Source organism: Spirosoma pomorum, assembly GCF_054776615.1.
Genome location: NZ_BAAHBP010000001.1, coordinates 219,329 through 241,564, shown reverse-complemented (window position 1 = coordinate 241,564; position 22,236 = coordinate 219,329). Strand labels below are relative to the sequence as shown.

General features: G+C 51.3%; 13 protein-coding genes and 1 tRNA gene. 4 read left to right on the top strand and 10 right to left on the bottom strand.

Annotated features, from left to right (window positions below):
* Positions 1-15: 15 nt before the first annotated feature.
* From ACYVAD_RS00960 to rpe, 6 genes are all read right to left on the bottom strand, one after another.
* Complete coding sequence (locus ACYVAD_RS00960) at positions 16-2,019, bottom strand: NAD-dependent epimerase/dehydratase family protein (RefSeq protein ID WP_461137594.1); 2,004 nt, start codon at positions 2,017-2,019, stop codon at positions 16-18.
* 73 nt (positions 2,020-2,092) lie between these two features.
* On the bottom strand, positions 2,093-2,905 hold the full coding sequence (locus tag ACYVAD_RS00955; protein ID WP_461137593.1) for a transketolase: 813 nt from the start codon (positions 2,903-2,905) through the stop codon (positions 2,093-2,095).
* Positions 2,906-2,937: 32 nt separating this feature from the next.
* Positions 2,938-4,761 (bottom strand): glycosyltransferase family 39 protein, encoded by a 1,824-nt coding sequence (locus ACYVAD_RS00950; RefSeq protein WP_461137592.1) that lies wholly within the window; start codon positions 4,759-4,761, stop codon positions 2,938-2,940.
* 30 nt (positions 4,762-4,791) lie between these two features.
* Entirely contained in the window at positions 4,792-6,834 is a 2,043-nt protein-coding gene (locus ACYVAD_RS00945; protein ID WP_461137591.1) for an OmpA family protein, read from the bottom strand.
* 20 nt (positions 6,835-6,854) lie between these two features.
* On the bottom strand, positions 6,855-8,261 hold the full coding sequence (locus ACYVAD_RS00940; protein WP_461137590.1) for an alpha-amylase family glycosyl hydrolase: 1,407 nt from the start codon (positions 8,259-8,261) through the stop codon (positions 6,855-6,857).
* 45 nt (positions 8,262-8,306) lie between these two features.
* Entirely contained in the window at positions 8,307-8,978 is a 672-nt protein-coding gene (gene rpe, locus ACYVAD_RS00935) for a ribulose-phosphate 3-epimerase (RefSeq protein ID WP_461137589.1), read from the bottom strand.
* Between the two features lie 218 nt (positions 8,979-9,196).
* On the opposite strand from rpe, the gene ligA reads away from it, so the two are divergent.
* Positions 9,197-11,272: an NAD-dependent DNA ligase LigA gene (ligA, locus tag ACYVAD_RS00930; RefSeq protein ID WP_461137588.1), complete on the top strand. Its 2,076-nt coding sequence runs from the start codon at positions 9,197-9,199 to the stop codon at positions 11,270-11,272.
* Positions 11,273-11,326: 54 nt separating this feature from the next.
* On the top strand, positions 11,327-12,223 hold the full coding sequence (gene dapA / locus ACYVAD_RS00925; protein ID WP_461137587.1) for a 4-hydroxy-tetrahydrodipicolinate synthase: 897 nt from the start codon (positions 11,327-11,329) through the stop codon (positions 12,221-12,223).
* 68 nt (positions 12,224-12,291) lie between these two features.
* Here dapA and ACYVAD_RS00920 read toward each other — a convergent pair whose 3' ends face one another.
* The 3 genes from ACYVAD_RS00920 to ACYVAD_RS00910 all read right to left on the bottom strand — a co-directional run bounded on the left by ACYVAD_RS00920 (position 12,292) and on the right by ACYVAD_RS00910 (position 17,565).
* Complete coding sequence (locus ACYVAD_RS00920; RefSeq protein ID WP_461137586.1) at positions 12,292-12,483, bottom strand: hypothetical protein; 192 nt, start codon at positions 12,481-12,483, stop codon at positions 12,292-12,294.
* Positions 12,484-12,579: 96 nt separating this feature from the next.
* A complete protein-coding gene (locus ACYVAD_RS00915) occupies positions 12,580-14,835 on the bottom strand; it encodes a carbohydrate binding family 9 domain-containing protein (protein WP_461137585.1) in 2,256 nt (751 codons plus the stop codon).
* Positions 14,836-14,976: 141 nt separating this feature from the next.
* Entirely contained in the window at positions 14,977-17,565 is a 2,589-nt protein-coding gene (locus ACYVAD_RS00910) for a M14 family metallopeptidase (RefSeq protein ID WP_461137584.1), read from the bottom strand.
* 182 nt (positions 17,566-17,747) lie between these two features.
* On the opposite strand from ACYVAD_RS00910, the gene ACYVAD_RS00905 reads away from it, so the two are divergent.
* Positions 17,748-17,819: transfer RNA gene (locus ACYVAD_RS00905), tRNA-Glu, on the top strand.
* 116 nt (positions 17,820-17,935) lie between these two features.
* Here ACYVAD_RS00905 and ACYVAD_RS00900 read toward each other — a convergent pair.
* Positions 17,936-21,628, bottom strand: coding sequence for a PAS domain S-box protein (locus ACYVAD_RS00900; RefSeq protein WP_461137583.1), 3,693 nt, complete (start codon positions 21,626-21,628; stop codon positions 17,936-17,938).
* Between the two features lie 267 nt (positions 21,629-21,895).
* On the opposite strand from ACYVAD_RS00900, the gene ACYVAD_RS00895 reads away from it, so the two are divergent.
* On the top strand, positions 21,896-22,234 hold the full coding sequence (locus ACYVAD_RS00895) for a PKD domain-containing protein (protein ID WP_461137582.1): 339 nt from the start codon (positions 21,896-21,898) through the stop codon (positions 22,232-22,234).
* Positions 22,235-22,236 lie beyond the last annotated feature (2 nt).

Here is a 22,236-nt window from a genome sequence, read left to right as displayed (position 1 = left end):
GTAACTGTTGTAAACTTACTTATTACTCCGCTGGTCGACCAGTGTTTTTATCTCAGCGGCCGTCCGGTACGTTTTTGAACCCTTTCGAACCGACGTCCGGATGAATTTGGGCCGCTTTTTCGTTTCTTCAAAAATCTTGCTAATGTATTCACCCAGGAACGAAATGCCCAGTAAGTTGATACCACCGAAGAACATGATCAATACCAGAACGGTTGAAATGCCGTATGGCGTATTCGGATCAAAATTCAACAGCCGGGCCACAATCTGCCAGATAATGCCCAACATCGACAAGCCTGTTAGAACGAAACCAGCATAGGTCATCAGTTCCAGGGGCGCAAAGCTGAATGAAAAAATAGCCTTTTTGGCCCACCAGATGTTTTTGGTCCAGTTGTTCGTCGATACGCCAAACATCCGCTCCGGCCGGACGTAATCCACGCCCGTTTGCTTGAAACCAACCCAGGCTCGCAAGCCCCGCAGGAATTGCTCAGTTTCGGGTAGGTTTACCAGTTCTCGCACCACCTTACGGTCAATGATTGAAAAATCACCGGCGTCGACTGGAATATTGATGTAAGCTGTTCGTTTAAAAAGCCGGTAAAACTGCTTGTAGAAAAAGTGAACGTGAGCGGGCATTTCGCGCTGTACCCGAACACCGTAGACGACGTCGAATCCCTGCTGCCACTTTTCGTAGAAGCTTGGAATCACTTCCGGCGGATCCTGCAAGTCGCCGTCCATTAGCACGACCATGTCGCCCGACGCAATTTCCATCCCGCTGAGGAATGCCGACTGCGAGCCGAAATTCCGCGAGTGCTTAATAGCGATCACATTCGGATCTTTGGCGCAGATGGCTTCCAGTACTTCGTCTGTATTGTCGGGCGAGTTATCATTCACGAAAATGATCTCGTACCGAACCTTCATTTCGTTGAAGGTTTTCACCAGCCGTTCGTACATGTAGGGAATGGCTTGCGCATCCCGGTAACAAGCGATGATGGGCGAGATAACTGGATTCAGCGTTGGCGTCTTGAAGGCTGGAATAACTCGCTCTTCGTATTGATGAGTCACCTGCCAGTCGGCAGTTTTACGCAATCCATCGCTCAGGCTGGTCGTGGCCTGCCAACCCAGATCCAACTGAGCAGCGGTTGGGTCGCCATACCACTCGGCCAGGTCCCAGTTACGGTTAGCCATGCTGCCCCAGACGGGTTCCTGCGTGATACCGAATGTACCCCGCGTTACGTCGACTAGCTCGCGCATGGTCGTCTTCTGACCTGTAGCAATATTGTACGAGCGACCGCTGATCTCAGGATTAACGCGCAGAGCTGCCTGGACGAACGCGTCCACGCAGTCATCAACGTACACAAAATCACGGCTGATATCAGGCGAAACCAGCGGAGGGAACTTGCCGTTTCGAGTCTCTTCTACTAGCCGTGGAATCAGCCGGTCGGGTTCCTCCCAGCCGCCGTAGATCGAGTAGAGCCGCAGATTCAGCGTTTTTAGCTGGTGAAGTTTAGCGTAAAACTCCAACGTGTAAGCGGCCGATACTTTCGACACGGCGTAATGACTGTTGGGCTCAACGGGATCACTTTCTTTCGGGGCCGTACAATTAAACCCATATTCTGAACTGCTACCAGCGTGGATGTATACCATGTCCGGCGTGCAATTTTCCAGAATATTGACAGTACCCAGTACGTTGGTTTCGTAAGTAAGGGTTACGTTCTTTTGCTTGCTGTACGCCCCATAGGCCGCCAGATTAAAGATTGTCTTCGGCTTAACACGCCCAAAAACGTCCTGAACTGACGTATTCGAAAGAATATCGCAGTGGATAACGTTTTCGGCAGGAACATCCAGCAGCTTTAGCCGCCAGGCTTTCGTGGCATCATGCGTTAAGGCGTAGACATCCTGACGCGTACGAAAAAGCTGTTCGAACAGATTAGCGCCGATGAAGCCACTGGCGCCGAAAACAACGATTGGGCCCTGAAGCCGACTAATTTTATCTGGTAGCAATGTGGGGGCAGACTGATTCATTCAGGCTGCAATATTAGAAGAAAAGGTCGGATGTGCCTGTGTCAACCGACCGTTTACTAGTGAATGGAATCAATCAGGCAACCGAAGAGAGCAGATAACGCTCCTGAACATCCTGCTGCGCTTGCTCGTAGTGAGCTGCGGTCATGGGTAGGTAATGCCATTCCAGCCGGTTTTCCATGTACGACACACCTTTGCCCTTAACGGTGTGGGCAACAATCACTTTGGGCTTGCCGCTAGTGGACGCTGTCAACTGATCGATTGTCGTAAGGACGGCCTCAATGTCGTGGCCATCAACTGTTGCCGTCTCAAAGCCCATCGCTTCCCAAGTACGTACATCGGCGGTATCACCCATGACTTCATTTGTCTGACCGAAGCCTTGAAGCCCATTCTTATCAATAAGCACAATCAGATTGTCCAACTGATGCTGAATGGCAAAGTGGGCGGCCTCCCAGGTTGTACCTTCGTTGGTTTCCCCGTCGGACATGAGTACGAAGACCCGAGAGTCGTCGCCCTGTAGTTTTCCCGCCATAGCAATGCCCGTACCAATAGGAAGCCCGTGCCCCAGCGAACCCGTGGCGAAGGGAATACCGCGGTGTTTTCGGGGGGCCGGGTGCGCGGGTAACGTTGTACCGTTCTGGTAGAAGGTTGCCAAGTCTTCGTCCGAAATTTCGCCCAGATGATGCAGGCATACGTAAAGGGAGGCAGCCGCATGGCCTTTCGACAGCAGGAAGGTGTCCTGTTCCCGTTTCCGCATCACCAGCGAAGCAATCATCAGATCAACGCAACTCAGTGAGCAACCAATGTGGCCGGCGTTAGCCTGATTATAGAGGCCCAGAATTTTTAGCCGAAGCTGACCCTGTAACTGGTGTTGATCAGTTGTTTCCATAACATGTATACGCTTATAAGGAAGCACTATCACTACTGTCCGTAGCGATAGGTTGTCCCTTTCAAATCAAAAATAAGGATTTTCTGTCCGGAGTTACCTTTAACCAGCACAATTCGATCGTGTTCATTTGGATCAATGCGCTGAATATAGGTTGCGTCCTCCGGTAGATAGACGTTCACTAATTGAGCGTCCAGCAAAGAAACGTTTGAATACGTTTTGTCAATCTTTTCCGAGTAAATGACGCGTTTCTGATTCGGATATAAGATTGTATCCCCTGGCGCATAGAGTCTCTTTAATTCCTGAGCTGAGGACCAATAAGGGTTGCTGATTCTCGGTTTGTCGAAATACGTATACTTGGGGGCTACGTCGGCGTAAATATCTTTCAGGAGTAGGATAATGAAGACCGCCTGAATAAGTAGCACGGCCGCAATTGGTAAGCTAAACCAGGGGCGTAGCGTGGGTAACTGGATCAAACCCATAGCGACCAAGATGCAGACGTACGGGAAAGAAAACCCCGAATACCGCTGGGTAATGCCGAACGTGTGTCCCGACCGCCAGGCCATAAATAGCAGAAATAAGGTTGGGACGAAAGTTAATAAGACCAGCAGAACAATCAGGTGGTTGTCTTTGGCCTGAACCTTGTTCGTTAAGTATTGACCAATCAAATAAACGAATGGGATAGCTACTGAAAGAACCAATAAATGCAGCGGCTCGACGGTATAAATCGGAAGGCCGATCAGCAGCAGGACAGGTACGGCAACGTATACCCAGACTGGTGGCCGACTAACCGGAGCGTAACGATGAATAATGAACGTAGCCCCCACGCCCAAAAGCAGCGCCAGCGCCGAATTACGAATACCTACTAAAACGGCTCCTAGACCATTTGTGAAGATGAATAAATCAGAAAAAATGGGAACAGCCCGCTTCGCAATGTTCGGGAGGGTAGCGGGCAGGATAATTCCAAACGAACTTCCCGTTGGGTTTGTAAGGGCAATGTTTCGGTAAAAATCACGCTGGTAATTAAGCGTATAGAACGTGTATTTCCCTCCGCCAAAAATAAACCAGAGCGATACCAGGCCTAATCCAATAGCGCACGTAAAAGCTAGTGTCAGCCACGCCCGGCCGTTACGTAGGTACAGCAGCGCGTACAAACCGTGACACAGGAAAACGGTAACCGTCAGGTAATGGCACAAGACCGCCGTGATAAAAACCAGCCCATAGCACAGATAAAGGCTGGATAGCGATATTCCCGAGTTAACGATAGGATGGTTGAGGAGTCGGCTGGCTCGAACGCGCTCCATAATGAGCAGAAAGAGATGAGTTGCCAGCAACGTCATGAAAAACGTCATCGAATAGTTGCGGGCAATATGACTATACGCCACAAAAAAGGGCTCGATCGTCGCGATGGCGGCACTTAGTAGGGCAAGCTTATTTGATTCTTCGTCGCCCAAGAAACGAAAATGCCGTCGAACAAAGACAAACAATAAGCCAATAATCAATACGCTGAAAATAACCGAGGGCATCCGTAAGGACGCATCACTGCGGCCAAAGATTTCCATCCAGAGCCAGACGACACCGTAGTAAGCGGGACTATTACCGATATCGCCCCGAATGTTCGCTTCGATGAAATCGTTGAACGTTTTGGGTTTCCAGAATTCGGCGGGGGTGAAATAAGGTTTTTCGAAAACGTCCTTCTGGTTAAAGCCTTCTAAAACAACACCCTGACTGACGAGAAGCGTTGATTTTTCGTCGAAATAAATGCCGTACGTATCCAGTCTGTACAAACGAAGTACAAGCCCTAGAACGAGCAGTACACCCAATAAAACGGTGGAATTGCGGGAAGAGAAACTAAACATTGGCCCAAAACTAAAGGCAAAATCTGGGTTTTACAGCTTTAAGATCGTGAATTCGACGCGCCGGTTCAATTTACGCTTCTCTTCGCTTTCATTACTGGCTACCGGCTTGCTGGGCCCCCAGGCTTTGGTTTGAAGTCGGCTTTCAGCAACCCCTTTTTTCACCAGATAATCCTTAACGATCTGGACCCGATCTTCGGAGAGCTTCATGTTTGGCTCCCAATCGCCTTGGTTATCAGTATGACCTTCGATAAGCAATTCCATAGCGGGGTACTTGGTCAGCATCTCCACCATATAATCTAATTCAGTATCGGCACCAGGCAAAAGTTCGTACTGACTTTGCTGAAACAGCACCTCCCGCATAACAATTTTCTTTCCGGCCTGAATCTTGGTCAAGTACAAGTTCTTACGGATATCGCGAAACCGTTTTTCCCGGCTTAAATCGAGTGTTTCGGTAGTAGGAAAGTACCCTTCTTTAATCGCTTTTATTACGTAGCTCTTTTTGGCGGGTACGATGAACTTATACTCGCCCGTTTCAGGATTGTAGTCAACCTTAGCTGTTTCTTTATCTTCGCCCGGCACGCTGGAGATTATTTCTGAGGCAATGGGCTTCTTGCTCTCGGCGTCGAGTACGATTCCAGAAATGATAGCCACCGGATCGGGTTTGATGGCTGGGTACAATTTCAGTCGAAAGATATCATCCTCACCCATCGAGCCCGCCCGAGAACTCAGATAAGCGTAGTCGCCCGAAGCCGGGATCGTAAAGTAACCGTCCCACTCAGGCGTGTTGATCGCAGAGCCCAGATTTTCGGGTTCGCTCCAGTTCGTCCACGTATCGTCCAGTCGTCTGGATACGAAAATATCTCCGTTGCCGTATCCCGGATGCCCTCCCGACGTGAAATAAAGCGTCCGGTTGTCAGCAGCCAAGAAAGGTGAGCTTTCGAAATCGGCCGAGTTAACAACTTTACCCAATGAAACAGGCTCGGCCCAGGTTCCGTCAGGCCGTCGGAAGGCCGCATACAGATCACGGTTACCTTGTGTGTCCTTACGTTGTACCGCCAGAATAATCACCCGATTGTCGGGGGATACACAAAACTCCAGCTGATTTTTGTCGTGGAGGTTGTAGTTGTTGGCAATCTTGCATTCGACAGGTTGCGACCAGCCAGCTTTGGTCAATACAGACCGGGAAATGCCGAAAGACAACGTGCCGTCCGGTTGATAAACATTAATTAGGTAGGCTGTCCGACCGTCGGGGGCCATGCCACTGATCGCGTTGTCGCCCGCGTTATTGATGGGTGGGCCGATGTTGACGGCTGCCCCCCAGGTTCGGGTAGCAGTGTTGTAATTGGCGTACCAGACGTCCTGATGATCGTAAGCGCCGAGGTTCGCCTTGTTGAAATTTCGGGTAAAGTAAAGCGTCTTCCCATCCGGCGAAATAACCGGCGCTACTTCCTGACCCGGCGAATTGATCGCCGTGCCCAAATTTTCCTTCTGGATATCTTTGGGAGTATCGGGGGATACGTTGATCCCAATAGGTACGGGCGTCGCTTCCTCAGAAATACCGATGGCATCAATCTGATTCGGGCCGGGAATGGCGGCTCCGTTTAATACTACTTTGAGCTCCTGACAGGTAAACGAATAGTCGGTAGGGAAAATACGTAATGCCGTCCCGGTACGAGCGGTCCCACGGTTTTGATAGATAGCATGCTCGGTGCCTTTCTCGTCAATCAGCACGACCTGCGTAACCGCTCCGGGATTGACGTTCTCCACAACGACGACCTGCCGAACGTGTTGCGGTTTGGCAAAAGCCACGCGAATCCATTCGTCGGTTGCCCCATCGGCCGAAGCGGGAGCCCAGGCACAGGGGGTTTCGCCCAGTTGCGGACCTTTGCTGGGCGTTCCCAATGCTTGCGAAGCCCGATACTGCTCACCATTTGTTTCGCCTTTTCTCTCCGAAGAGACACCAACAACTCGATTGGCCCACTGTACGGATACGCGCTCAGGAGGATAGACGGACGACGACGGCTTACCGGCTGAGAAAAGCGTAAGGCTGAAAAGAACCGGAATAAGCAGCATAGACGTACGTTCTGGTCGTGTTAGTTGGTGAAAACCCGGTATTCCCAGGGCTTAAGCGTGATCGTCAGGTCGGAGCGTAATTCGGTCGGTTGATGACTAAATACTTCGGTGTACATCCCTTCGTAGCCATCACCAGACAGGTGTACCGTCTGTTCTTGATTACTTAAGTTGAGCATGACAGCTACTTTATCATTGTCGCGCTGGCGATAGAATGTATACACTTTATCGTCGTGATCTGTTGGTATTTTAACGACTTTACCACCATCACGACCGTTCCAGAGAGCTCGATTTCTGTGTTTGAGGGTTAGTAATACCTTAAAGAAATCATTTTTCTGGTAGTTTCCCCAAGCAATCGTGTCCTTTTCGAAAAAAGATAGTCGTTTGTTCAGATTCGACTCCATACCATTGTATATCAGAGGCATCCCCTCCAGTGTACAACTCAACACAATGAAAGCGTTGGCAGCTGGTCCGAAGGCTTCTTCCAGCGTGTTGTGCCAGGAGTTTTCGTCGTGATTCTGGGTAAACAGCATCTGGTAATACCAGGGTGGAAACCGTTGCTGATTTGCCTCCCGCAGTGAATCAAGCTTGTCAACCGTCCGAGCCCCTTTAGCAATCGCTTTCATCATATTGTACGTACTCCAGCCGTAGTTCATATTAAAGTACTTGAACTGGGCGGGGTCATCTTCCCATTCGGCCAGCATGAACACGGGCTTAATCTTGTCTAACTTAGGACGGATTTCGGCCCAGAAGTCATTCGGAACGTAACCCGCTACGTCGCATCGGTAGCCATCGATGTCATACTCGTTTACCCAGTACTGCATGGCGTCCATCATGTTGATGCGCATCTCAGCGTTGTTGTAGTTCAAGTCAATGACGTCCGTCCAGTCGGTTGGCTTGCCCGTCGCCGGATCGACTGGCGCGACAAACTTGCCGTTGATCTGTGTATACCAGTTGGGATGAAATTTGGCCCACATATGGTCCCGGCCCGTGTGATTAGCCACCCAGTCCAGAATAACCCGCAGCCCTAGCGCGTGAGCCCGGGTAACCAGCGACTTGAAGTCCGCCATGGTACCGTAATCCGGATTGACAGTCTTGTAATCGGCAATGGCATAAGGGCTCCCCAGTGTTCCTTTTTTGTTGGTCTGACTAATTGGAAAGATGGGCATCAGCCAGATTATATCGACTCCCATTTCTTTCAAACGGGGTAATTGATCTTCAACGGCTTTGAACGTACCTGCTTTCGAAAACTGCCGCACATTCACTTCATAAATTGACGCGGACTTTGCCCATTCTGGGTTAGGGGGGGCGGCAGACGTAGAGGTATCGCCTACGAACGTGGTCGATACATCCTGATTCTGCTGGGTACTTTTGCAGGCTGCTGCCAAGAAAAGCAGGCAAAGAATGACAGCCAAATGGAATTTCTTCATGAATTTCTAGTTACGAAGTCAACATGTCGGTGAGTGGTTAGAAACTCACGCCATCGTTAGTTGTTGACTGTCTTTTAACTGGCGGATGACAGCAGCCGGGTCGCTGGCGCCAAAAACAGAACTGCCAGCCACCAGAATATCGGCGCCAGCGTTCAACAGCAAGCGGGCATTGTCGAGCCCCACACCTCCATCCACCTCAATCTGCGCGCTGGCTTGCCCGGTCAGCAGCAACTGCTTCAGCTTGGTAATTTTAGGCAACGTATGTGGTATAAACGATTGCCCCCCAAATCCTGGATTTACCGACATGATCAATACGACATCAATGACGTCCAATACGTCCTCCAACAACGTAACTGGCGTATGTGGATTCAGGGCAACCCCCGCCCGGCAACCCAATTCACGGATGCGAGTCAGCGTGCGATGCAGGTGAGGACAGGCTTCGTAATGAACATGGATCGTTGACGCACCACCTTCTGCAAACGCTTCCAGGTACCGATCGGGTTGATTAATCATTAAGTGCACGTCAAGCGGCTTCTGGCAGTACGCATGCACGGCTTTTAGAAGCGGAAAACCAAAGGAAATGTTAGGCACGAATTCACCGTCCATTACGTCAAAATGCAGCGCATCGGCTTCACTCTGGTTAATCAAATCAAGCGCCTGTTCCAGATGGAGAAAATCGGCGGCCAGCAGCGAAGGGGCGATCTGTGGTCGAGACATAGTTAGTGAATCGTGAAGCGGTACCAAATCAGTGAATTTTCAGAAAGTTAAAACCCACTGACGACCGGATCGTTATTTTTTTAACTCGTAAAAGTACTTTTTTTTGGCCGAATGGAGAAACAAAACCAATATTGTCGGTAGGGAGTTAGGGGTAGTTTAGAGTGAGTAATGATCATCTGATAAACTCGGCTACTTCCCCGACTTATTGGCTTTAGTATATGACACCCCAGGAACGCATCCGAGAGTTAACGACTCAGTTAACCTTCTATAATCACCAGTATTACCAGAACAGTGTTTCCGAGGTCGATGATTTTACGTTCGATCAACTGCTTCAGGAACTGACTGGTCTTGAAAAACAATATCCGGAATTTCGCCAGCCTGATTCTCCCACCGCCCGCGTTGGAGGCACAATCAGTAAGGAGTTTCCGACGGTGTATCACCGTTTTCCGATGCTTTCACTTAGTAATACGTACTCGGAAGAGGACCTGGTTGAGTTCGACAACCGGGTGCGTAAAGGATTACGCGATGAGCCCTACGAGTACATCTGTGAGCTGAAATTTGACGGAGTAGCTTTGAGTATGACCTACGAAAACGGGGTATTGATACAGGGGGCTACCCGGGGTGACGGTGTCCGGGGGGATGATATTACGCATAACGTGCGCACGATTCGCTCGATGCCGTTACGTATCGGCCCGAGTAAAGGGCCTCTCAGCGTGCCGGCTTTGTTTGAGGTGCGGGGCGAAGGCTTTCTGCCGTTGGCGGAGTTCGATCGTATTAATAAAGAACGCGAAGATATCGGCGAACCCTTGCTTGCCAATCCCCGGAATGCGGCTTCCGGTACGTTCAAGCAGCAGGATTCCGGCGCTGTAGCCCAGCGCCGACTGGATTGTTTCCTATACTCGTTCCTGGCTGATCCCGATCCCTCAGGCGAAGCTATTTTTCACACCCATGAGGATAGTTTGGTCGCCATGCGGGAGTGGGGCTTCAACGTATCGCCGACCTGGAAAAAATGCGCGACCATTCGCGACGTAATGGCGTATATCAACGAGTGGGATACCAAACGTTTCGAGCTGCCGCTCGGAACTGATGGGATCGTGATCAAGGTCAACCGCTATGATCAGCAACGTGAATTGGGATACACCGCCAAGAGCCCCCGTTGGGCCATTGCCTTTAAATACAAAGCCCAGGCCGCTAGTACAACGCTCAACGCGATTCAGTATCAGGTTGGTCGAACCGGCGCTGTAACGCCAGTCGCTATGCTGACGCCAGTCTTACTGGCGGGTACCATTGTGAAACGGGCGTCGCTGCATAATGCCAACGAGATCGAACGGCTGGGAGTGATGTTGCACGATACGGTATTCGTGGAGAAAGGAGGGGAGATTATCCCGAAGGTCACAAGTGTAGACCTGAGCCGACGCCCTGCCGATGCACAGCCTATCGTCTATCCGACAGAATGCCCGGCTTGCGGTACGCCATTGGTTCGCAAAGAAGGGGAAGCGCACTTTTATTGCCCCAACGAAAAATACTGTCCGCCCCAGCGGCAGGCTCGGTTTGAACACTTTATCCAGCGCCGGGCGATGAACATCGAAAGCCTGGGCGAAGGGAAAATTCAACTGCTCATCGACCGAAATTTAGTTCTGAACCCGGCTGATTTGTACGACCTGACGAACGAACAGTTGCTGGGTCTGCAAAAAACATATGTTGATCCGGATGATGCCAGCAAAACGCGCACGGTGAAATTCGGTCAGAAAACGGTCGATAATATCCTGACGGCTATCGAACGCTCGAAAAATCAGTCCTTTGCCAATGTACTGTTCGCGTTAGGGATCCGTTACGTTGGCAATACGACCGCCGAAAAGCTAGTTGATTACTTTGGGTCGATGGACGCACTGATGGCAGCCAACAGGGAGCAGCTATTAGCCGTTCCTGACACCGGACCCCGAATTGCGGACAGCCTGCTGGAGTGGTTTGCAGACGCAGATAACGTACAACAGGTCGAGCGGTTGCGGGCCGCTGGTTTACAGTTTGTCGGAACTCGTAAGGAGATTGCCGTCGAAGGAGATGCATTGACGGGAAAGACATTCCTTTACACTGGGACGTTCGCCAGCTTCGATCGGGAGGAACTGGAGGCCAAGATTGCGGCTAACGGCGGCAAACTGCTCAATGGTGTTTCCAAGAAGCTGAACTACCTGATTGTTGGTGAAAACGCGGGGCCGTCGAAGGTGGCCAAAGCCCAGCAGCTTAACGTACCAATGATTAACGAAACAGAGTTTCTGGCAATGCTGGGTGAGTAACGGTTTCCCCGCTAAATTCCCCTAACTTTGCGTACCAATATGGTTCACAGCAATATGAGCACTCGTTTCCACGGCACCGGCGTCGCAATTGTAACGCCGTTCAATGCCGACCTGTCCATTGACTTTGACGGCTTTGGCCGCCTTGTCCGGCACGTTTCCGAAGGGGGCGTCCGTTATATCGTTCTGCAGGGTACTACCGGCGAATCGCCGACGGTGACCAAGCAGGAAAAGAAACAACTGCTTCAGTACCTCAAGGAAAATAACCCGAAGAGTCTGCCCATCGTTTATGGTGTTGGCGGCAACGTAACGTCTGATGTCGTAGCGGGTATGAAAGACATTGACTTCGATGGAGTCGATGCTATCCTATCGGTTTGTCCATATTATAATAAACCTGGGAAACGGGGTGTCATTGAGCATTTTACGCGCGTGGCTGATGCCTGCCCGGTACCCGTTATTTTGTATAATATTCCGTTCCGGACCGGAATCAACATGTCCGCCGAAACAATTTGCGAACTGGCGCAGCACCCAAACATTATCGGCGTAAAAGAAGCCTCCTGCGTGATTGAGCAATGCATGGAAATTGCGCGCGACAAGCCCGACGATTTCCTGCTGATCTCGGGCGATGACGTACAAGCGATTCCCATTATCAGCATTGGTGGCGTTGGCGTCATGTCGGTTATTGCCAATGCCTTGCCAGCTAAGTTTTCGGGCATGATTGACGCAGCGCTGCGGGGCGATTTCGCGTTCGCGCAGAAAGAACTGGGTCATTTCTTACGAATCGATCCGTTGCTGTACGAAGAAGGCAATCCTGTCGGCGTGAAGAATATTCTGGATATTATGGGCCTAGTTTCGAACGAGGTCCGGTTGCCGTTGATGAAAGCTTCTGACGATCTGAACGAACGGCAGCGGGCTGTTCTGCAACGGGATAGCCTTTTGGAACTGGTGGCATAACTCCACCCGGAATTTTCGGTAACAAAAAAGCCCGGCTTTATAAAGCCGGGCTTTTTTGTGCATATAGTTTATTGGGAACGTCCTCCACCAAACAGCTTGGCAACGAGCCAGATAACGACACCAATGCCGACAACAACCAGAATGACACCCGTGTAAACACCGCCTTTGAAAATATCACCGGCTAGTTCACAGCTGGTCAGAAACAGCGTCATGAACAAGGCAACGAACGCAAGTGGGAAAAAACGCAATAAGGATTTCATAACAGGAGTAGTTTACGTGTAGTAGTAGATGCCGCTGATCAGGGCGGGTTGCTCAAATAACCGGTGTTCAGCCCGCTTTGTTTTCGGCGGTTTCCGTCACAAATTCCACCAATATGTCCATTTCAGCACCAATGCCCGGTTTTTTACCGAAAAGAAACCGGGAACGTCCTGACCAATTTGTGTAGCGTTGGGTAAATAGTTGTCGGCGTAGACGAGGAAGAAGTCGGACGCCGGTTTGTAACGCCACTGAATCCGGGCGTTGAGGTTCATATTTTTCTGCTGCTCGTTGTACTGCACGAAGGTGGTCAGGTAGAGCGTGTTGGTCAGCGTCAGGTCAAAACGGGGGCTAACCAGCCAGAACGTAGTGCGTCCCCAGGGCTGAGGTAATCGGATATCATTGTAACTCACACTGGCTGCCAGACTGGCGTAGGGCTGAAAGCGGTAACCAATATCGGCCGTTAGGTTCAGCCGGGTGCCATCAGCGTAATAACCACCGTATCGAGTCGAAAAACCGTAGGTAAAGACGCTTTGTGGTTTTGAGACGAAGCTGGTGCCCCAGGCTGTCCAGTTGTGCAAAGTACCGGTTGCCAGGGTTTCTCGGCCGGTGTTGGTGGGGTCAAACGGTTGAAGAAGACGCACAAAATCGGTGGCTGCCCAGGCCGTCAGGACGCTTCGGCTGCGGAACGTAACTCCATAGCTAACTACACTTTCGTTATCACTCTGCTTCCAGGACTTATCGAAAAAATACATCGAAGTCAGCGTTGGACCGTGATTTAACACACGGCTGCCGGTGGGCAAAAAAGTATACCCAACCGTAGCCAGGCCGCGCTCGTACCCCCGGCGTGGTACGTACCCTGCTTCGGCGGTGTAATTCTGCCCAACGGCTTCCAACTGTCCACTGAGCAGCCATCGGCGGCTGGTATATTGCAGATTAGCCGCGTAGACCGCATCGTCACCTGCTGATCGCTCCGGGGCTAAACCCGGCGTTTCGGGCGTAGTGCGAACCGGCTGGGGGCTGAACGATTTAAGATACAGGGCTTTGCCGCTCCAGAAGTTATTGGCCGAAGCCAGGTTGTATTCGATGCCGAAATTGCGGTTGTATCGGGAATACTGGCTTTTATTGGCTACTGATTCGTAATTGATCGTTTCCTTATTGACGAACATGAAGCCAATATTCGAGCGGGCAAATACGCGTCGTTGCAGGGCCAGAACCGCAAAGTTCTGAGCGGGCAGCCCCGTCGCGTCAACGTGGCCCGTCTGCATATCCATGACGCCGAGCCGCCAGTCCTTGTTGAGTTTGCCACTAAGCCTCGCCCCAAAACGTATGGGTACCCCACCCAGGCCGATTCGGCGGCTGAAAAATGGACGGATGGTCGAATAGCCGAAGTTGGCAAACTGGTCGCCGTTCTCCAGAAAAAACTGCCGCTTTTCGGGGAAGAATAACTCGTATCGATCCAGGTTCGTCACCTGCTGGTCGACGTCCACCTGCGAGAAATCGGGGTTGACCGTCAGGTCAAGGTTCAGCGATGACGTAACGGCTACTTTAGCGTCGAGTCCCGCATCAAATCGATTCTCAGTAGGAATACCGCGTTGATAGTCACGGTTCAGGCCCGTCAGCGCGTAAGGGATGAGGGAAATGTTAGGACCGGGTTGCGGTGGTGCCTGATCCCAAACTAGCACCCCCGTCAAAGCCAACGCAGCCGTCGGAAACTGCCGCTGGATGGGCGTCCACGACGATTTCTCCGTAGTCTTTAGATCCTGGCGGCTAAAGTTAATCCCCCAGCGCGTGATGCCTTTTTTGTAGCGGATGGTTTTGAATGGAATCGCCATCTCCAGAACGTAGCGGTCCGGATAATTTTTGACGATCGATGCCCACTTGTTATCCCAACTCAGATTGGCCTTACTGCCTTCATAAATCAGGCCATCCCACTGTGCTCCGGCGGCATTGGTACCGAACGTAAAGCCGTTGGTCTGGTCGTCGAACGTATCCATGAAGACAATAAAATTGTCGTTTTTGGGAAAGGACCAGTCGCGCCGTAGCGATTCAACCATGTACGGGCCCTCTACATCGCCGTGGTAACAGACAGCACTCAGGTAGATATGCTGCGCATCATAGGCCATTTTAACTTCCGTGCGTACGTTGGCGCGACTGGTATCCATGGGCAATACCATCCAGAAATTAGTGGCAACTTCAGCTGACCGCCAGGCTGGTTCATCAACAACACCGTCCAGGACGATAGGTGACGTAGCACGGCTGATGTGGAGCTGGTAGCTTTCATTTTTCTTTTGGGCCAGGCTACAGAAGGGAATCAGTAATAGGTACCCTACCAAAAGGTTAAGTAAAGATTTCACCAAGGAGAATAGTTTTCGGTTTGGGAAAGAGGTTCATTATTAGCAGGTTACTACTGCTTAATAACACAGAGACGCAATGATATGGCGATCATTGCGTCTCTGCATAGTTACGAAAAAATACGGACTTATCGGTAGTTTTACTTAGTTACCAACCATGAATACGGCGTTACTGAACAGAAGCTTTCCATTGTACCAAAAGCCTCGGAACAATGGGTCGTCGGCTAAGTATACGATGCTGCCGCGGCCGTAGCTTTGGACACCCATCAGCAGGGTATTTCTGAGTTTGTCTTTGGCGTTTTTTCCCGAAAAACCGGCTACGTAGTTGTTATCTTTTAAATAGCCAACATTCCAGCCGTCCTTCAGGAAATCGAAATCATAGGCATTCTGAACCAGCGTGTAGTAACCGCCTTCCAGACCAAAGCCTAGTGGATGGGTCGTGTCGATGTTCACGCGATAGATGCTTCCGGGGATATCATCTGAAATAGCGCTTCGCTCGCGATCCGCGTAGATCTTCGTGGACTCGTCCAGATTATCCTTTTTGGGCTTGTCCTTATCCGCGGCTTTGTTGTCCTTTTCTTTTATTGAGAAACCTTCCTTACCCGCCAGGAACGAAGCGGCCCGCTCCATCGCGATGAGTTTGCCCCCGGCCCGAACCCATTCCCGAATGGAAGCCAGCACTTTATCGTTCAGGAAACGCCCGTAGCTGTAGTTCGTTGGGAGAATCAATACGTCCAGCTTGTTCCACTCAACTGTAGCGAGCGAATTGCCATCGAACAGAGAGATAGGATAGTCTAGTTCCTGGTCGAAGAACTGCCAGACTTCGCCCGCTGATGGGGGAGGGGTGCCGTCGCCAATGACCAACCCAACGCGGGGTGCTTTTAAACTGGTTACGAAATCAGAACCGAAGTCGGATCCTTTCGCCACGAAGCCCGTCTGAACGGGTGTCAGCGTAACACCGTAGCGATTGGCTTCCTGCTGCACCAGAGCGTCGAATCGGTCGCCGAAACGCTCGTTACCCGCCCGCGCAATGATCAGTGTTCCGGAAGGGTAATTTTTGTTTTCCAGCTCGAATGGTTTCTCCGCAGCCCGAACCCGGACTTGCTTTTTCATCAAACCCGCCAGCAACTGAGCCGACGGAGCCGACTGCCAGGGGACTACATAAGCGTATACCTTCGTGCCCGACGCCATTGACGTTGACTTTGGAACGGCCGGAGCCGTACCGCCCGCGCTGATACGCGAGCCTAGCCCGTAGGTTTGTAAGCCGAACGCGTAAGGCAGCGACCAGGCCGTGATGTCGTACGTAGCCGAGTCTTCTAGTTTGGAGTTCGGTTCGAACAGAATTTTCAGCAGCGTCGATTTGGGCTGATAAGCGCTGATGACCATATCGCCTGAAGCCACTGAGACGTTCTTGTCTTCTTTTTGCGTTGTGTAGTTAAAGCCCGACAGCTTCTGTGCCTTATCGGCGTAGCCATACGTAATCTTGTTACGTTCCAGCAGTTCCTGCAATGACTTCAATCGCCCTGCATCGCCGTTTGATTTGATGACGTAGCTCTTGTAAGGACCGATCGGTGTGTTACGTGCCTTGTCGAAGAACTGCCCAAACTCTTTTACTACTTCATCCGATCGGTCAGCGACTGATTCAAGGGTGGCGATGCTGGCCGCTACGTGGTGATCGATTCGCTGGCGCAGGGTTAATGTGTCGCCGTCCCGGCGCTGAATGGCCAGACCCGCGCGGCTGTTGCCTCCCTGCTCGTACGTCATACCGATAGCGCCGTTATAGGTTGGATACGTGTCGCCGTAACTGGGGTAGAAAAGGTCAAAGCGCTCCCGGGTGTAGTACAGCCAGCCATTCTTGTCAAACGCTTTGCTGCAGTACTGACCAATAATCTGCTGAAACTGCCGTTGGAAAGCCGTGATGTCTTCGTGGTAAGGCTTGGCCGACGGAGCGAAGTAGTAAGGGCTCTCGTAACCCATTTCATGAAAATCACCGTGCAGTTGAGGCATCCAGTTCTGGTAAACTGACATGCGCTGTTGGGTAATCTCCTGCGTCTGCCACGCCCAGTCCCGGTTCGGGTCAAACAAGTAGTGCGTGTAGCGACCGCCCGGCCAGGGCTCATTGTGTTCTCGCGCCGATGGGGTGGGGTCTGGATTACGTCCCATCATCTGATTGTACCAGTTAACGTAACGATCATGTCCATCCGGGTTTAGACCTGGGTCGAGAATAATAACCGCCGAATTCAGAATCTTCTGCGATAGGGCCGACTGGCTACTGGTCGGACTAACCAATTGGTACAGCACGTCCATAAAGGCTTCGGAGCTGACCGCTTCGTTACCGTGAATGTTGTAGCTCAGCCAGGCAATAGCTGGCTGCTTCGCACTGGTAGGTTGCCCATCCTGCATACCAATACGCTTAAGATTATTGGTTCGGATTTCTTCCAGCCGGTTTATGTTCGCTTCGGAGGAAACGATGACGACGGCCATTTGCCGCCCTTCGTGCGTAGTACCATAGGGAAGTACTTTAACCTTTGAGGGAACCTGCTTCGCCACCTGCTCAGCATAAGCCACCACACGATAGTGGGGCGTAAATCGCTCGCCAATCTGGTATCCAAGAAACTTGGCGGGTGAATCAATAGCACTGGGACGCGGTTGACCAGCCGCTGGGGGGGGCGTCTGGGCCGACACGGATAGCGAGCTAAACAAGAGGCCCACTAACAGCGGAATGTACTTCATGAATTGATGGAGTAAAAGAGAGAAAGCAATCCTGACAAAAATAAGCCGAAAACGTCTCTGAAATATTTTTTGAGAATTTTTTAGACCAGGTATTGCATTAATAAAACTTCGCCTTACCTTTGCACCACGATTCGCCACCACGGCAGCTGCAAAAGCTAAAACGGTGGGTCTTTTAACAAGACGGCCGATTCGTCTAGCGGTTAGGACATCGCCCTTTCACGGCGGTAACACGGGTTCGATTCCCGTATCGGTCACTAACATTCCACTGAAGGAAGCACAAAGCCCGCCCACCAGCGGGCTTTGCTGTTCTATAGCCTTCGAGCGATTTTTGGAACAAAAAATAAAGAGAGGGACTATTTAGTCCCTCTCTTTATTTTTGCCATGCTTGTTTGAATTCCGCAAACGCTTTTTCGAGGGCCTGCAAGGCTTCTTTCAGGCCGCTGGTATCATTGACTTTGAGTTTGCCCTCAGCGGTACGGGAAATGTCGGCGACGCGGGAGACACCAATGGTGCCTGCGCTCCCCTTTAACGTATGCAAATGGCTTTTTACGGTTGGTATATCGCCCAGCGCATAGGCATCGACAGACCCCGTAACCAGTTCGGTTGCCTCGGTGACGAACTCTTCCATGATACTGTCGACCAGCTCCTGCCCTCCAATATCGCGTAACTGGCCAACAATTTCTTCATCAATGATGGGTAAAACTGTTTCAACAACGGGCTCGGCTGGTTTCGGAGCTGGAACCGGCTGGGCGTTACGTTTGGCCCGGCTTGCATCTGAAATTTCTTTGACCTTCGCAATCAGACTTTGGGCCCGAATGGGTTTAGCGATGTAATCATCCAAGCCCTGGCTGATGAACCGTTCCCGGTCTTCACGCATCGAATAAGCGGTCATCGCCACGACGGTTGGTAATTGCTTACCAAATTGATCGCGCAGGCGACGCGTGGTTTCAACACCGTCCATATCGGGCATCTGGATGTCCATGAAAATGACATCGAAGGGGGGCGAAGGGGATTGGTCAGGGGACACCGGATTAACTTCGTTTCCCCGATTCTCTACTGCCTGAATGGCCGCTGCGCCACTGTCGGCCGTTGTGACTACGCAGCCGGCCTTGCGCAGAATTTCGCTGGCTACCTTGCGGTTAACGGCATTATCGTCGACCAGTAATACGTTTGGATGATACTCGCTGAAGAAGTTGGCCAGTGAAATTTCGGCAGCTTCGGTTGGTTGTTGCGACGGGCTGATGGCCGTTTCCTTCACCTCGACCGTAAACCAGAATGTACTTCCTTTGCCAACCTGCGAATCAACGCCGACCTCTCCTTTCATCAGGTGCGCCAGTTCTTTCGAAATCGACAAGCCAAGTCCTGTGCCGCCAAACGATTTTCTGGAGGATGTATCGACCTGACTGAACGAGTTAAAGAGCAGATTAATATTTTCGGGTGATATGCCAATGCCAGAGTCGGTTACGTCGACACGAATACGATTAAATTTACCGCGTTTGCTAAGCAAATTAGCCTCTACCCGAACGGCTCCGTTTTCGGTGAATTTGATTGCGTTCGAGGTCAGGTTTGATAGGATTTGCAGCAGCCGTGTTTGATCGGCAATGACGAAGGTTGGCAGATCGGGGCCAAGGTGATAGGTTAACGTATTGTTCTTTGAATTAGCCTGTTGCCCGAATAGCGCAATCAGCTTGTCGAAAATTTCCCGGAAGGCAATCGGCGCTTCGTGCAGCACCATTTTTCCCGCTTCGATCTTCGACAGATCCAGAATATCGTTCAGAATGTTTAGCAGCGTCTCCGAAGAGCGTTTGATCGTTTTTACGTAACTCCGCTGCTCCTCGTCCAGGGACGTATCGTTGAGCAGGTCGATCATGCCGATCACGCCGTTCATTGGTGTCCGGATTTCGTGGCTCATATTGGCCAGGAAACGCTCTTTCACTTTCAGCGACCGTTCGGCTTCGTCTTTGGCTTTAACCAATTCAGCCGCTTGACGCTTCAATTCAGTAATGTCGCGCGCCAGCACAGCCACAACGGAATAATCGCCCTGGTCGTCCTGGAGCATCAGCATGTTGAACATGAACTGGCGGACCGTGCCGTCTTTCCGGCGCATGCTGACCTCAAAATTGCGCAGGCTATGGTTACTGCGGAGCTTGATGAGAGCGCGGAACAGGACTTGCTTGTCGACAAAGTATTGCAGAGCCTCCTGACCCAGGACCTCGTCGGGGGCGTAGCCCATGCGCTTGTAAACCGACGGACTAATCATGGTGATGCGACCCTGCCGGTCAACGCGGGCGTAGATATCCTGCAGGTTCTCGAAAATGCCCCGGAATTTTTCCTCACTCCGGCGGGTGGAAATTTCGGCCCGCTTCCGATTCGTAATGTCCCGGGCGATGCACGACACCTCTTCAATAACGCCCCCCGCCAGCGTAATAGGGTTCAGATGGCATTCCAGGAAGGTTTCGCCCTTGGACGTAACAAAATGCATTTCGAAGCTTTGGGCAATGCCCCGGAAGGCCCGCCGGTATCGTTCTTCCAGCAAACGCTGGTTATCGACACCAATCATACGCCAGCTTAGCTTCGACGCGCTCGTTTGAAGCGTTGGCGCTTCGCCCAGTTGCGTCTCAATCATCTGGACATAATTGCGGTTGAATGAGGTCAGTTGAAGTCCTTTATTGACCGACCAGATCAGGTACGTGCTGCTGTCAAAAATGGCGTTGAGCCGGGCGTTCTGCTTATCCAGAATCGTTTCGTACTGTTTCCGGGCAATAGCCAGCGCTACCTGCCCCGAAATGAACTCGAGCAATTCCAGATCGCGGGGACCGTACGTTTGTGGGTTGTCGTACGACTTCACCCCGATGATCCCCGTAATTTCATCCCCAATCCGGAGTGGAGCCGTTAACATGACGGCGGGCTGGAGCTGGTTATACAGGTCGATATGATGGGCATCGGCGAGCTGCCGAATATCTTTTTCGTACAGAAACAGCGGCCTATTCGCCCGGATCGTGTATTCGGTCAGCCCATTGCCCAGTTTGCGTTTGGTAAACCGCATGTGACCATTGAAATATTCATCAACGTAATACGGGAAGGAGAGGTACGATTTGCCGGAATCGTAGAGGGCAATAAAAAAGTTGCGGGCGTCAATGATGTGTCCCAGCTCCTCGTGAATTTTCTGATAGAGCTCGTCCAGCGTTGGCGCGTTGATCGTCCAGTTGGCGATACTGTAATATAGCTTCTGCGATTTTTCGGCCCGGATCTTTTCGGTCGTATCGTGCATGATGCACCGAAATGCCGTTGGGCGGCCGTTATCGAACCGGCAGTTGATACTACCCGAAAGAAAGAGGCTTCTGCCATTTTTGGCCTGAAAAACGGTTTCGACGTACGGTAGCTTCTCGCCCTGTTCGATCCGTTTCAGCATAGCCCAGGTGCTGTCGACAGCATCAGGATGCAGAATATCATTTAGGTTCAGCGCTGATATTTCGTCCGAGCTGTAACCCAGGGCTTCCCGCCAGGCGCGATTAACGAAAATAAATTTACCGTCGAGGGTCAGCAGCTGAATAATATCCGACGTGTTATCAACCAGGTCTTGTAGCTGCGCGTTGGTGTTCGAGAGCGCCGACGCAACCCGCCGTTTGTTTGTTACGTCTTCCGCGATGATGGTGAACGACGCCGGTTCCGCAGCCGAGGTCCGGTTCGTAATGAACGAGTTGAGTCGAACATTGCGAAAGGCGCCACTTCGAGTAAGCAGATTCACTTCCTTTGACTCAGGCAGGGTGCCGCGGTTGATTGCCTCTTCTAGTTCGAGTTCCAGGCGAGCCCGTTCAGCAGCCGGGACAAAAATGTCGAAGAAATTCTTGTCAAGAATGTCCTCCGCCTGCCAGGCCGTTACGCGATACGTATACGGGTTGATGTAGCTCAACGTACCATCTGGGTCGACCGTAAAAACGATTAGATTCAGTTGGTCGTATGTTTGGCGGACGTCGACCGGAATACCCGATTGAATCAGGGCCTGGCCATCCGTACCGGACGAAAAGGGTAAAGCGTCGTTATCGTGGGAAGACCGTTCCATAATAAGCCTGAACCAGATTTGTCGGTCTGGATGAGTGGTGGGTAAATAGTACGCTAAGCGTCAGCAGTGGCGCGATTTGTGATATAGAAAATACGCTTGACAATGTCATCGTATGCGCCGTGGCTTGAAGCCAGTAGAGAATAAGTAAATTTACAAAAAAGATAGTTTTTCGTCAATTTTAATGCGAGGGGCTCCGTGGGGGCCGGATCGATCACTACTATTAGATTGCGGGCTCGCGTGAGTCTCACGAACTTTATTGCTGACTGTATGCTACAACGTTTGATCGGGTGCTTTCTTGTCGTGCTGCTGGCCAGCTGCGAATCGTTTGACCTGGAGCGGAAAAATTTTCCGGTCTGTGCCAAACCACGAGCTGCCATTGGGGTCACAAAGGATCGCCTGGACGTCACGTTTTTTCTCCGGGAGCCGGAAGGAACCATTGATATTGCAACCTGGGACCCCGGTGACGGCAAAAACGTCATTCGAACCGGCTCCCGCGTTACGTACAATTACGAGGAAGCCGGTACATATACTGTTAAGCTGGTATTAGTCAATACCTGTGATGACACGTACACCATAAGCCAGCAAGTAACGGTTACGCCCAGATAGCG

What these genes read in the sequence shown, in the direction of transcription:
- ACYVAD_RS00960 (WP_461137594.1), bottom strand. Translation starts at nt 2,019, where the DNA reads ATGAATCAGTCTGCCCCCACATTGCTACCAGATAAAATTAGTCGGCTT.
- ACYVAD_RS00955 (WP_461137593.1), bottom strand. Translation starts at nt 2,905, where the DNA reads ATGGAAACAACTGATCAACACCAGTTACAGGGTCAGCTTCGGCTAAAA.
- ACYVAD_RS00950 (WP_461137592.1), bottom strand. Translation starts at nt 4,761, where the DNA reads ATGTTTAGTTTCTCTTCCCGCAATTCCACCGTTTTATTGGGTGTACTG.
- ACYVAD_RS00945 (WP_461137591.1), bottom strand. Translation starts at nt 6,834, where the DNA reads ATGCTGCTTATTCCGGTTCTTTTCAGCCTTACGCTTTTCTCAGCCGGT.
- ACYVAD_RS00940 (WP_461137590.1), bottom strand. Translation starts at nt 8,261, where the DNA reads ATGAAGAAATTCCATTTGGCTGTCATTCTTTGCCTGCTTTTCTTGGCA.
- rpe (WP_461137589.1), bottom strand. Translation starts at nt 8,978, where the DNA reads ATGTCTCGACCACAGATCGCCCCTTCGCTGCTGGCCGCCGATTTTCTC.
- ligA (WP_461137588.1), top strand. Translation starts at nt 9,197, where the DNA reads ATGACACCCCAGGAACGCATCCGAGAGTTAACGACTCAGTTAACCTTC.
- dapA (WP_461137587.1), top strand. Translation starts at nt 11,327, where the DNA reads ATGAGCACTCGTTTCCACGGCACCGGCGTCGCAATTGTAACGCCGTTC.
- ACYVAD_RS00920 (WP_461137586.1), bottom strand. Translation starts at nt 12,483, where the DNA reads ATGAAATCCTTATTGCGTTTTTTCCCACTTGCGTTCGTTGCCTTGTTC.
- ACYVAD_RS00910 (WP_461137584.1), bottom strand. Translation starts at nt 17,565, where the DNA reads ATGAAGTACATTCCGCTGTTAGTGGGCCTCTTGTTTAGCTCGCTATCC.
- ACYVAD_RS00900 (WP_461137583.1), bottom strand. Translation starts at nt 21,628, where the DNA reads ATGGAACGGTCTTCCCACGATAACGACGCTTTACCCTTTTCGTCCGGT.
- ACYVAD_RS00895 (WP_461137582.1), top strand. Translation starts at nt 21,896, where the DNA reads ATGCTACAACGTTTGATCGGGTGCTTTCTTGTCGTGCTGCTGGCCAGC.